Raw genomic sequence first — 11,642 nt, forward strand, 5'->3', positions numbered from 1 at the left:
CCCGGTAGTGCCGAGCCATGCTCGGCAATGGCCTTACCAGCGGTGTCTGCGACCTGTTGCAGGCGGGATTGCCGGTTCTGTCCTGGGTTGACTGGGAAAGCCCCTGCCGAGTATGGCTCGGCACTACATGCAGCAGGTTGGGGTTACGTAGTGTTCCAATGGCAACCCTGCGCCAGGCAGCCCCGGCGTGGCACAGTGCAGGGGAATCTTCCGAGCCTGTTGGCGGTCTGATCGCGGGCCTGCTTCGCTCATCCACCGCGTACCGCTGATGACTCTTATCGTATCGCTGCTCCTGCCGCTGCTGGCCATCCTGTTCTGGTGGCCGGTCAAACCCCTGTCCACCTCCCAGCGCCGTTGGCGCACCGGCATCAGCCTGGCGTTGGCCTTGATCGGCCTGGGCTTTGCCACGCTATGGCGGCTGGACATCTTCAGCTATTCGGTCGAAGCCTGGATCCAGCTGGTATTTGGTTGGGTGCTGGTGATGTTCATGCTGGTGCTGGTGTTCGTGCTGCTGCGCGAAGCCGGTTGGCTGCTGTCACGCCTGCTGCCGCGCGCATCACGCATGGCAACGTTTTGGCACGGCGTCGGCTTCAATCAGGGTGCGGCGCTGGTAATCGTGTTGCTGGCCACGCTGGGCATCTACAACGGTCTCAAGCCACCGCAGGTACACGAACGTGATCTTGTCGTGCCGAGCCTGCCAAAGGAGATGGACGGTCTGCGTGTGGCGGTATTGGCCGACCTGCATATCAGTCCGGTCAAACGCGCATGGCGTACCCAGCGCATCGTCGATGCGACCCTGGCGGTCAAACCTGACATGATCGTATTGCCCGGCGACATGGCCGACGGCGGCCTGGAGGACAGCGGTCGATTTGCCGCGCCGCTGGCGCAGTTGAAGGCGCCTTATGGCGTCTGGTTGGCGCCCGGCAACCATGAGTACTACTACGACTACAGCGCCTGGATGGCGCATTTCCGGCAGATGGGGCTGGGCGTGCTGGAAAACCAGACCGCGCTGCTGAACATCAACGGCCGCAGGCTGGCGGTCTCGGGCATCGGTGATCTGGCGGCGTTGAAGCCGAGCTCGTACATGCACGGTGGGCTGGCACCGGACATGGCAGCCGTGGTCGCCGGTGGTCAAGATAGCGACGTCCATATATTGCTGGCCCACCAGCCGAAGCAGGCGCGTGCAGCTGCCGCAACCGGCGCGATCGACCTGCAGGTATCCGGGCATACCCACGGTGGCCACATGTGGGGCTTCGACCGCTGGGTGGTGGCGCCATTCAACCACGGCTATGTGCGTGGCGAGTACCGGGTGCAGGACATGACCTTGTTCGTCAGCAGCGGCGTCGGCCAGTGGGATGGTTTCACCGCGCGTCTTGGCGTGCCTTCCAGCATCGACGTGCTGGTGCTGCGCAGCCCAGCCAAGTAACCACTCCGTACTGGTGGGAGCAGCGTGAGCCGCGAAACTGGCGTTGCTCAGCCTGTTGGCAGCTTGGCGATCTGATGATTCGCTTGTTTCGCGGCTTATGCCGCTCCCACAAAAAGCAGGGTCCGACGTCAGTTCGCTCAGGTATCGAGGTCAGCGTCGCTGTCTCCAACATTCCTGCGTTTGTCGGGCATCAGTTTCGGTAGCGTGCTCACGACTGCCAAAGCGGCAATCGTGGTGATGAAGGCCACCATTTCCATGCCCATGCCGGCGGCCATGCCGATGGCGGCCGTCATCCAGATACCAGCTGCGGTGGTCAGGCCCTGGATGCGTTCCTCGTTGTCGAGCTTGAGGATGGCGCCTGCGCCGAGAAAGCCGATGCCAGAGACGATGCCCTGCATCACGCGGGTGACATCGGCGCCCGAAATGCCCATCTGCAAGGGTGCCAGTACGAACAGCGCCGAACCTACCGACACCAGGATATGGGTCTTCAAGCCGGCGGCGCGCCCTTTGCGCTCGCGTTCCAGGCCAAGCAGTCCGCCTAGCACGATGGCGGTGGCCAGCCGCGAGACGATGACGGTCAGTGTGCCCACATCGGGAATGGCAAATTCGGCGGCCAGCGCCTGACCGATTTCTTCGGTGATGCTCATGCGTAGGCGTCCTTGGTTGCGGTCGAAGGGCGGGCGATGGTGGTGATCGTGCGCAGGGATTGCTTTACCGGTAGTGATGCCGATGTGCTGCTGGCGTGAAATCTGCGCCGCCCGGATCAGATCCTTCCGGCCGGCACTACATAAAAAGACGGCCCCTTGCGGGGGCCGTCTTTCTGTCTATCGCTCAAACGATCAAAACGTGATCTGGTCGAAGCGCTCGACCCGGGTGTGGCCGTGGGTGGCTTCGCCGGTGCGCGGCTGCGGGTAGTCGCTGAGGCGGTCGACCAGCACGGTCTGCAGGCCGGCTTCACGGGCGGCGTCCAGCTCTTCGACCACGTCGGACAGGAACAGGATCTCGGCCGGGTCGATGTTGATGGTCTTGGCGATATGCGCATAGCTGGGTGCTTCGCGCTTGCCGCCGACTTCGGTGTCGAAGTTGCCGGAAAACAGGCTGTTCAAGTCACCCGCATCGCTGAAGCCGAAGAACAGCTTCTGCGCCGGCACCGAGCCGGAGGAGTACACGTACAGCGGCAGGCCGCTGGCCTGCCAACCACGCAGCACGTCAGCGACTTCCGGGTACAGATGGGCGGTGTAGTCGCCGTTGCGGTAGCCGCTGTCCCACAGCATGCCTTGCAGTGCCTTGAGTGCGGTGTGCTTGCGGTCCTGGTCGATCCAGCCCTGCAGGGTTTCGACGATGACCTCGTCCTGGCAGGCGCTGGCGGAAATCTCGGTGGCCACCGCGTCCAGCCACTGGCGGACCTGCGGCTCTTTGCCATGGGCCTGGACGAAGCCGGGCAGGGCATTGCGGGCATACGGGAACAGCACTTCCTTGACGAAGGAGATGCTGGAGGTGGTGCCTTCGATGTCGGTGAGGATGGCTTTGATGGTCATGCTTTCGGGTCCTGCGCGGCATTCTTGCTCGCGCGTTGTGCGATTGGTTTGAGGCTTGAACAGCGTAGAGCTGCCCTCACCCCAACCCCTCTCCCGCTCTGGCGGGAGAGGGGCTCAAGCAGAGCAGGGGCTCAAGCGAAGCAGCGGCTTATGCCGCGCTGGGCTCGTAGCGCGGGAAGCGCTGGGCGATGTCGGTGCCGGTGAAGTGGCCGACCCAGCCGTCCGGCTCGGTGAAAAAGCGGATGGCGGCAAAGCTGGGTTCCTCACCCATGTCGAACCAGTGGTTGACGCGGTCGGGGACGGCGATCAGGTCGTCCTTGACGCATTCCACCTCATAGACCTTGTCGTCCACGTGCAGGGTAAACAGGCCCGAGCCGGCGACGAAGAAACGCACTTCGTCTTCCTTGTGGTAATGCTCGTCGAGGAACTTCTTGCGGATCTCGGCGCGCGCCGGGTTGTCCGGGGCGATCGAGGCCACGTCCACGCTCTTGAAGCCATGCTCTGCGACCAGGCGATCAATGTCCTCGCGGTAGGCGGTGAACACTTCTTCCTGGCTGGCCCCCGGAGCCACCGGGTGCTTGGCCTGCCAACGTTCAAAGGTGACGCCGATCTTCTTCAGTTCGGCGGCGATGACGGTGCCGTCGCGGCTGTCCAGCAGCGGCGCGTCCGGGGCGGTGTCGTTGAAAATGCGCAGTCGGCTCATGGGGGACTCGACGTAGTAAGGGAGAAGATCAGGCGTGGCCGCGCAGGCGGCGCAGTTCCAGCTCACAATGCAGCAGGAACTCGAAGGCTTCCAGGTGGCGGCGGGCTTCGGCCATGTCGCGGCCCCAGGCATACAGGCCGTGGCCGTCGATCAGGTAGCCCCACATCGGCCCCTTGTCGAGCTCGGCCTCGACCTGGGCGGCCAACACGTCCATGTCCTGGGTGTTCGGGAACACCTTCAGGTCGACCGCGGTTTCGTGGGTGGCGTTGCCGTGCAGGGCCTTGAGCAGTTCATAGCCTTCCAGGCGGATATGGCCGTCGCTGCCATACAGGCGCGAGGCGATGGTCTGCACCGGCGAATGCGTATGCAGCACGCAGCCCACTTCCGGGAAGCGAGCGTAGAGCTGGGTGTGCAGCAGGGTCTCGGCGGATGGGCGCAGCGGGCGGCCCACGGCCTTGCCGTCGAAGTCCACCACCATGATGTCGCTTTCGATCAAGCGGCCCTTGTCCTTGCCGGACACGGTGATGGCCGCATGGTTGTCGTCCAGCCGGTGCGAGAAGTTGCTGCTGGTGGCAGGCGTCCAGCCGGCCTGGGCCAGTTCACGGATGTTGTCGATCAGCAGCTGGGCCAGTTCGCTCAGTCGCTGGGCGTCGTAGGGGACAGTAGGCGCGTTCATGCCGCCATTCTACTAAGAACGCCCCAAGGTTCATGCATGTATCCGGATGGAACTGATGTTGGCATGGAATAAGGAGGAAACTGCCAGCCACGGCCCGTAGCCGCGTAGCCCGGGTAAGCGAAGCGCACCCGGGGCCTTTCGAGCAGGCGCGTCTTGCGAGCGTCGCAGCCCGGCCAAGCGCAGTACGTAGCCCGGGTAAGCGAAAGCGCACCCGGGGCCCTTCGAGCAGGTCCGTCTTGCAAGTGTCGCAGCCCGGCCGAGCGCAGCCCCGTAGCCCGGGTAAGCGAAGCGCACCCGGAGCCGTCCGCGGATGCCTGTCGCCAAGCTCCCGGGTGCGCTTCGCTTACCCGGGCTACGGGGGATGCGGACTACCCGATAACGAAAAAGCCCGGGATCGCTCCCGGGCTTTGGCTTCCTTCACCGCAGGCAACTCAGCCGCGCTTGGCCTTGTTCGCCGCGTTCAGCTTGCTGTGGCGCATGCCATACAGGAAGTAAATGACGAAGCCGGTCACCGTCCAGATACCCATCAGCATCCAGTTGTGCAGGGTCATCGCGGTCAGTAGACCGATGCAGCTCAGCACGCCCAGGCTGCAGATCAGCCAGGCCATCGGGATGCGGAACGGACGCGGCAGGTCCGGCTGGGTGCGGCGCAGGACCAGCACGCCGGCGCAGACCGCGGCAAAGGCGATCAGCGTGCCCATCGAGGTCAGCTCGCCCAGGATGTCCAGCGGGAACAGCGCCGCCAGCAGAGCGATGCCGATGCCGGTGATCACGGTGTTGATATGCGGCGTGCGGTACTTGGGGTGGATCTTGGTGAACACCGGCGGCAGCAGGCCATCGCGGCCCATGATCATGAAGATGCGCGGCTGGCCGATCACCATCACCAGCACCACCGAGGCCAGGCCGATCAGGGCGCCGACCTCGACGATGATGCGCAACCAGTCCAGCTGCGGGTGGGCGGCAACCGCGGTGACTACCGGCTCGGCGGTGCCCAGCAGGCGATAGGGCACCAGGCCGGTCATCACTGCCGCCATGGCGATGTACAGCACAGTGCAGATGACCAGCGACAGCAGCATGCCGATCGGCAGGTCGCGCTGCGGGCGGTGCGACTCCTGGGCCGCCACCGACACCGCCTCGAAGCCGATGTAGGCGAAGAACACCATGGCCGCGCCGCGCAGCACGCCCTCGAAGCCGTACTTGCCGGGGCCTTCGTTGGCGGGGATGAACGGGGTCCAGTTGCTGGTGTCCACGTACTTCCAGCCAGCGACGATCACCAGGATGATCAGGCCGGTCTTCAGCACCACCATGGCCATGTTCATTGCCGAGGACTTGCTGATGCCCACGTAGCACAGCCAGGTCAGCAGCAGCACCAGGATCGCCGCCGGGATGTTGGCGATCGCGCCGGTGGGCTTGAGCTGCGCATCCAGCGGTGCATTGACCAGTGCCGCCGGCAGGTGGATGTCGAAGTGATTGAGGAAACTGAGGAAGTAGCCGGTCCAGCTGACCGCCACCGCCGAGGCCGATACGCCGTATTCCAGCACCAGCATCCAGCCGATGAACCAGGCCGACAGCTCGCCGAAGGTGGCGTAGGTATAGGTGTAGGCGCTGCCGGAAACCGGCACCATCGAGGCGAACTCGGCATAGGCCAGGGCGCAGAAGGCGCAGCATACGGCCGCCAGCACGAAAGACAGCATGATGGCCGGGCCGGCATGGTTGGCCGCGGCCTGGCCGGTGATGACGAAGATGCCGCCACCAATCACCGCGCCGATGCCCAGCGCGGTCAGCCCCCAGGGGCCGAGGGTTCGGCGCAGGCTCAGGCCATTGGCTTCCTCGTGTGCGGCGTGCGGATGTTTGGTGGCCCAGAGTTGCTTGAACATGTTTCGGGTCTTCGCTCATCGGTGCGCGGCAGGCGCGCAAAAGAAAACCGGCGCGCAGGGCGCCGGTCAGGGCGTGGATCAGGCTTGCTTGTTCAGCTTGCTGTTACGGATGCCATAGCCGAAATAAATGAACAGGCCCAGCACGGTCCAGCCAACAAACAGGTGCCAATGCACCACGAAGGCCTGCATGAACAAGGCTAGGCAGGCCAGTGCGCCCAGCGGGCAGATCAGCCATGCGGCGGGGACCTTGAACGGGCGCACGATGTCCGGCTTGGTACGGCGCAGCACCAGCACGCCGATGCAGACCGTGGCGAAGGCCAGCAGGGTGCCCATCGAGACCAGTTCACCCAGCACGTTCAGCGGCACCAGTCCGGCCAGTGCGCCGGCCAGTACGCCGACCACCAAGGTGCTGATGTACGGCGTGCGGAAGCGCGGATGGACCTTGCCGAACATCTTCGGCAACAGGCCGTCGCGGGAGATGGTGTAGGCGATGCGCGACTGCCCCATCATCATCACCAGCACCACCGAGGACAGGCCGGCGATGGCGCCGATCTCGACTGCGGTCTTGAGCCAGGACAGGCTCGGGTAGGCCTCCAGCGCGGTGGCCACCGGCTTGTCGGTGCCCAGCAGGTTGTAGGGCAGCATGCCGGTCAGGACCGCGCAGACCACGATATAGACCAGGGTGCAGACCGCCAGCGAGCCGAGCAGGCCGATCGGCATGTTCTTCTGCGGGTCCTTGGTCTCACCGGCCGCGGTGGAGACCGCATCGAAGCCGATATAGGCAAAGAACACGATGGTGGCTGCGCGGAACACGCCGCTCCAGCCGAACTCGCCAAAAGTGCCGGTGTTCTGCGGGATGAAGGGCTGCCAGTTGGCCGGGTCGATGTATTGGATGCCGAAACCGACGAACAGGCAGATCACGGTGATCTTGATCGCCACGATCACGGCGTTGACGAAGGTGGACTGGGTGACGCCGACATACAGCAGGCCGGTGATGGCCGCCACGATCAATACTGCAGGCAGATTGAACAGTTTGCCGGAGCTGACGAACTCGCTGCCGGTCCAGGCCAGTGGCGCCGCCGACAGCGCGTCGGGGAAGGGCATATGCAGCGTGGTGGTGATGAAGCTGATCAGGTAGGCCGACCAGCCCACTGCCACCGAGGCCGAGGCGAACAGGTATTCCAGCACCAGGCACCAGCCGATGAACCAGGCCATGCCTTCGCCCAGGGTGGCGTAGGAATAGGAGTAGGCGCTGCCGGAGACCGGCATCATCGCGGCGAACTCGGCGTAGCACAGGCCAGCCAGGGCGCAGGCGATGCCGGCGAAGACGAAGGACAGCATCACCGCCGGCCCGGCGTGGTTGGCCGCAGCCTGGCCGGTCAGCACGAAGATGCCGGCGCCGATCACCGCGCCGATACCCAGCAGGATCAGGTGCCGGGCTGTGAGGGTGCGCTTGAGTGTGGCTTCGCCCTGCAGGCTGCCTTCGATCGGTTCGCCGGCATCGACATGTGCGGCCGGTTCGACCGGTTTGACCCTCAACAGTGTTTTAAGCATTCCGCAAATTCCCGAGCTGTGTATTGGCCCGAACGCACGGGGGCGACGGGGCCGTTTGTTTGGCGACGCAAGCTGAACGGTCGGCAACCACCCTACCTTGCCAAAGGTGGAGAAACTCGACAAGCGCAACTGCAACATGGACAGCGATAATGGCCGCCGGATTGAAAAGATGGGATGTGCTTACAGTCATGCTTGCAGAGGATCGGCAATTGCATCAGGCAGTTACGGACTATTCCCAGCGACATCGGGAACATGACGAACTGGCACGGGAATTTCTTACCCTGCTTGAGGAGGGGGGAGTGGATCCATTCACCCGCGAACGGCTGGCTGGACACTTCACCGGCAGCGCCTGGTTGGTCAGTGCCGATGGCGACCGCGCCTTGCTGACCCACCACCGCAAACTGCAGCGTTGGTTGCAACCGGGAGGCCATGCTGACGGTGACCACGATCTTGCGGCGGTGGCGCTGCGTGAGGCCGAGGAGGAGTCGGGCCTGCAGGGGCTGGCGCTGGCGTCAAGGGCGATCTTTGATCTGGACAAGCATTGGATTCCCGAGCGCAGGGAAGTGCCGGGGCATTGGCACTATGACGTGCGCTATGTAGTGATGGCCGGTGGCGACGAGCGGTTCGTGGTCAGCGAGGAATCGCTGGAGTTGGCGTGGCGGTCGGTGGCCGAGATCGCCAATGACCAGGATGAATCCATGCGGCGGATGGCAAGCCGGTGGCTGCAGAGATAGAACGGGCATGTGGGAGCGGCGTCAGCCGCGAAGCAGGCAGCGACCGATCGCCGGCAATGCTCCCACAACCTGGAAATCCATCAGCTTCGCGGCTGACGCCGCTCCCACAATATCCCCGATCCCACAATATCCCCGACGGGACCGGTAGAGCGCCTGCCGAGCAGGGCTCGGCACGACAGCCCCCTCCCTTTCGCGTAGCGAAGGGGAGGGTTGGGGAGGGGTTGGTTTTGACGTTGCCAGGAGAGCCCCTGCCGAGCATGGCTCGGCACTACCGGGGGCGTCAGTACAGGATGCGGGTGCGCAGGGTGCCCTGGATCGCTGCCAGCTCCTCGCGGATGGCCGCGGCCTGTTCCTCGGTGGCGCTGATGTCGATCACCACGTAGCCGACCTTGGGGTCGGTGCGCAGGAACTGGCCGTCGATGTTCAGATTGTGGCGCGAGAAGATCTCGTTGATCTTGGACAGCACGCCCGGCACGTTGCGGTGGATGTGCAGCAGGCGCAGGCTCTGTTCGTGTTCGGGCAGGGTCACTTCCGGGAAGTTGACCGCCGACAGGGTGGAGCCGTTGTCGCTGTAGCGCACCAGCTTGGCGGCCACTTCCACGCCGATGTTTTCCTGCGCTTCCAGGGTGGAGCCGCCCACATGCGGGGTCAGGATCACGTTGTCATGCGCGGCCAGCGGCGATTCGAACAGGTCGCCATTGCCCTTGGGTTCGACCGGGAACACGTCCACGGCGGCGCCGCCCAGATGGCCCGAACGCAGCGCCGCATCCAGTGCGTCGATATCGACGACAGTGCCGCGCGCTGCATTGATCAGGTGCGCGCCCTTCTTCATCTTGCCCAGCTGTTCGGCGCCGATCATCCACTGCGTGGAGCCGTTCTCCGGCACATGCAGGGTGACCACGTCCGAGCGCGCCAGCAGGTCGTCCATGCTGATGGCCGGGTGTGCATTGCCCAACGACAGCTTGGTTTCGATGTCGTGGAAGATCACGTGCATGCCCAGTGCCTCGGCCAGTACGCCGACCTGGGTGCCAATGTGGCCGTAGCCAATGATGCCCAGGGTCTTGCCGCGTACTTCATGGCTGCCCGCGGCCGACTTGGACCAGCCGCCGCGGTGGCATTCGGCGTTCTTCTGCGGGATGCCGCGGGTCAGCATGATCGCCTCGGCAATCACCAGTTCGGCGACCGAACGGGTGTTGGAGTAGGGCGCGTTGAAGACCGGGATGCCGGCAAGCTCGGCGGCTTCAAGGTCGACCTGGTTGGTGCCGATGCAGAAGCAGCCGACCGCGATGAGGCGCTTGGCTTCGGCCAGCACCTCGGCGCTGAGATGGGTGCGTGAGCGGATGCCGACGATGTGGGCTTCGGCGATACGCGCCTTCAACTCCTCTTCCGGCAGTGACTTGCTGTACAGCTCGATCTGCGAGTAACCGGCCGCCTTGAAGACGTCCACGGCGGTCTGGCTGACCCCCTCAAGCAACAAAACGCGGATGTCCTGCTTCGGGAACGAGGTCTTCTTGGGCGACATGTCGTGTACGGCGGCGAAGGTGGGTAGGTCGCCAACTATGCCAGATCGGCGCGCCGATTTGTGCGCTGCGCAACGCGGCAAGGCCTTGATGGTAAAAGGTTTCATATGAAATCCACGGCGCGCGTGAGGCCTCACTACGGACACTGGACGGCACGCGGCCGGGCTGTCACGCTTGGCGGCTTTCACGCCGCCGAAACACCGCCATGACCGATCCGCGCCTGGAAACCCTGTTGCAGTCCTGCCCCGAGCTGCGTCTGAAGACCGACGCTGGCGACCTGGAGCACTACGGCCGCGATTGGACCCGGCGCTGGACGCCGGCGCCGCTGGCCATCGCCCTGCCGGGCAGTGTGGAAGAGGTACAGGCGGTGATGCGCTGGGCCAACGAACACAAGGTGGCCGTGGTGCCCTCCGGTGGCCGCACCGGCCTGTCCGGTGGCGCGGTGGCTGCCAATGGCGAGCTGGTGCTCAGCCTGGAGCGCATGAACAAGGCGCTGGCGTTCGATGCGGTGGACCGCACCCTGGTGGTGCAGGCCGGCATGCCGCTGGAAGCACTGCACAACGCCGCCAAGGAACATGGGCTGATCTATCCGGTGGATTTCGCCGCGCGCGGTTCGTGTTCGATCGGCGGCAACGTCGCCACCAATGCAGGCGGCATCCGGGTGATCCGTTACGGCAACACCCGCGAATGGATCGCCGGGCTCAAGGTGGTTACCGGCAATGGCGAGCTGCTCGAGCTCAACAAGGGCTTGATCAAGAATTCCAGCGGTTACGACTTCCGCCAGCTGATGATCGGTTCGGAAGGCACGTTGGGCATCGTGGTCGAGGCCACCGTGCGCCTGACCGACCCGCCGCCGGCCACCAATGTGATGGTGTTGGCGCTGCCGTCTTTCGAAGTGCTGATGCAGGTGTTTGCCGCCTTCCGCGAGCGGCTGCAGCTGGAGGCCTTCGAGTTTTTCACCGATCTGGCGGTCAAGCACGTCACCGCGCACGGTGCGCAGTATCCGTTCGAGGACATCCACCCTTACTACGTGGTGACCGAATACGCCTCCGCCGACGAGGCTGGCGAAGCCGCCGCGCTGGTGGCGTTCGAGTACTGCATGGAGCAGGGCTGGGTGCTGGATGGTGTGATCAGCACCAGCGAGGCACAGGCACAGCAGCTGTGGCGCCTGCGCGAAGGCATCACCGAGTCGGTGGCGCGCTACAAACCGTACAAGAACGACGTGTCGGTGCGGATCTCGGCGATGCCGGCGTTCCTGGCCGAGACCCAGGCGCTGATCAATGGCGCCTACCCGCATTTCGAGGTGGTCTGGTTTGGCCACATCGGTGACGGCAACCTGCATATCAATGTGCTCAAGCCCGATGACACCAGTGATGCCGAGTTCCTCAGCCAGTGCGAGCACGTGACCAAGCTGCTGGCGCAGGTGTTGCACCGCTTTGATGGCAGCATCTCGGCCGAGCATGGCATCGGTCTGGTCAAGAAGGCCTACCTGGCCAGCACCCGCAGCGACGCGGAAGTCGCGTTGATGCGTGGGGTCAAGCATGCCTTTGATACGAACTGGCTGTTGAACCCGGGCAAGCTGTTCGATCGCTGATCGATCAGCTGCGTCGGTCG

The 11,642-nt window shown here is 64.3% G+C and carries 10 protein-coding genes; 3 read left to right on the forward strand and 7 right to left on the reverse strand.

Going from position 1 to position 11,642, the window contains the following annotated elements; translation table 11 throughout:
• The first annotated feature begins 268 nt into the window (after positions 1-268).
• Positions 269-1,426, forward strand: coding sequence for a metallophosphoesterase (locus RT131_RS07975; RefSeq protein WP_313171834.1), 1,158 nt, complete (start codon positions 269-271; stop codon positions 1,424-1,426).
• Positions 1,427-1,563: 137 nt separating this feature from the next.
• On the opposite strand, the gene RT131_RS07980 is transcribed toward RT131_RS07975, so the two are convergent.
• The 6 genes from RT131_RS07980 to RT131_RS08005 form a co-directional block, all read right to left on the reverse strand.
• Positions 1,564-2,073 carry an MgtC/SapB family protein gene (locus RT131_RS07980; protein WP_313171836.1) on the reverse strand — a complete coding sequence of 170 codons (510 nt, stop codon included), beginning with the start codon at positions 2,071-2,073 and terminating at the stop codon, positions 1,564-1,566.
• Positions 2,074-2,265: 192 nt separating this feature from the next.
• Positions 2,266-2,964, reverse strand: coding sequence for an acireductone synthase (mtnC, locus tag RT131_RS07985; protein WP_313171838.1), 699 nt, complete (start codon positions 2,962-2,964; stop codon positions 2,266-2,268).
• Positions 2,965-3,112: 148 nt separating this feature from the next.
• The gene (locus tag RT131_RS07990; RefSeq protein WP_293705863.1) at positions 3,113-3,667 is read right to left on the reverse strand and encodes an acireductone dioxygenase; all 555 of its coding nucleotides are present in this window, start codon (positions 3,665-3,667) and stop codon (positions 3,113-3,115) included.
• Positions 3,668-3,695: 28 nt separating this feature from the next.
• Positions 3,696-4,343: a methylthioribulose 1-phosphate dehydratase gene (locus RT131_RS07995; RefSeq protein WP_293705864.1), complete on the reverse strand. Its 648-nt coding sequence runs from the start codon at positions 4,341-4,343 to the stop codon at positions 3,696-3,698.
• A gap of 431 nt (positions 4,344-4,774) precedes the next feature.
• The gene (locus tag RT131_RS08000) at positions 4,775-6,220 is read right to left on the reverse strand and encodes an amino acid permease (protein WP_313171841.1); all 1,446 of its coding nucleotides are present in this window, start codon (positions 6,218-6,220) and stop codon (positions 4,775-4,777) included.
• A 78-nt stretch (positions 6,221-6,298) separates the two neighbouring features.
• Positions 6,299-7,774 (reverse strand): amino acid permease, encoded by a 1,476-nt coding sequence (locus RT131_RS08005; RefSeq protein WP_313171843.1) that lies wholly within the window; start codon positions 7,772-7,774, stop codon positions 6,299-6,301.
• 188 nt (positions 7,775-7,962) lie between these two features.
• Here RT131_RS08005 and RT131_RS08010 point away from each other — a divergent pair, with 188 nt between their 5' ends.
• A complete protein-coding gene (locus RT131_RS08010; RefSeq protein ID WP_313171845.1) occupies positions 7,963-8,508 on the forward strand; it encodes an NUDIX hydrolase in 546 nt (181 codons plus the stop codon).
• A 280-nt stretch (positions 8,509-8,788) separates the two neighbouring features.
• Here the strand turns inward: RT131_RS08010 and serA are convergent, their stop codons facing one another.
• Positions 8,789-10,030, reverse strand: coding sequence for a phosphoglycerate dehydrogenase (gene serA / locus RT131_RS08015; protein WP_313171923.1), 1,242 nt, complete (start codon positions 10,028-10,030; stop codon positions 8,789-8,791).
• Between the two features lie 203 nt (positions 10,031-10,233).
• Between serA and RT131_RS08020 the strand changes: the two genes are divergently transcribed.
• Positions 10,234-11,622, forward strand: coding sequence for an FAD-binding oxidoreductase (locus RT131_RS08020; RefSeq protein WP_313171847.1), 1,389 nt, complete (start codon positions 10,234-10,236; stop codon positions 11,620-11,622).
• The last annotated feature ends 20 nt before the right edge of the window (positions 11,623-11,642 follow it).

The sequence above is a fragment of the Stenotrophomonas sp. genome, assembly GCF_032066555.1.
In the GTDB taxonomy this organism is placed as follows: domain Bacteria; phylum Pseudomonadota; class Gammaproteobacteria; order Xanthomonadales; family Xanthomonadaceae; genus Stenotrophomonas.

What these genes read in the sequence shown, in the direction of transcription:
- RT131_RS07975 (WP_313171834.1), top strand. Translation starts at nt 269, where the DNA reads ATGACTCTTATCGTATCGCTGCTCCTGCCGCTGCTGGCCATCCTGTTC.
- RT131_RS07980 (WP_313171836.1), bottom strand. Translation starts at nt 2,073, where the DNA reads ATGAGCATCACCGAAGAAATCGGTCAGGCGCTGGCCGCCGAATTTGCC.
- mtnC (WP_313171838.1), bottom strand. Translation starts at nt 2,964, where the DNA reads ATGACCATCAAAGCCATCCTCACCGACATCGAAGGCACCACCTCCAGC.
- RT131_RS07990 (WP_293705863.1), bottom strand. Translation starts at nt 3,667, where the DNA reads ATGAGCCGACTGCGCATTTTCAACGACACCGCCCCGGACGCGCCGCTG.
- RT131_RS07995 (WP_293705864.1), bottom strand. Translation starts at nt 4,343, where the DNA reads ATGAACGCGCCTACTGTCCCCTACGACGCCCAGCGACTGAGCGAACTG.
- RT131_RS08000 (WP_313171841.1), bottom strand. Translation starts at nt 6,220, where the DNA reads ATGTTCAAGCAACTCTGGGCCACCAAACATCCGCACGCCGCACACGAG.
- RT131_RS08005 (WP_313171843.1), bottom strand. Translation starts at nt 7,774, where the DNA reads ATGCTTAAAACACTGTTGAGGGTCAAACCGGTCGAACCGGCCGCACAT.
- RT131_RS08010 (WP_313171845.1), top strand. Translation starts at nt 7,963, where the DNA reads ATGCTTGCAGAGGATCGGCAATTGCATCAGGCAGTTACGGACTATTCC.
- serA (WP_313171923.1), bottom strand. Translation starts at nt 10,030, where the DNA reads ATGTCGCCCAAGAAGACCTCGTTCCCGAAGCAGGACATCCGCGTTTTG.
- RT131_RS08020 (WP_313171847.1), top strand. Translation starts at nt 10,234, where the DNA reads ATGACCGATCCGCGCCTGGAAACCCTGTTGCAGTCCTGCCCCGAGCTG.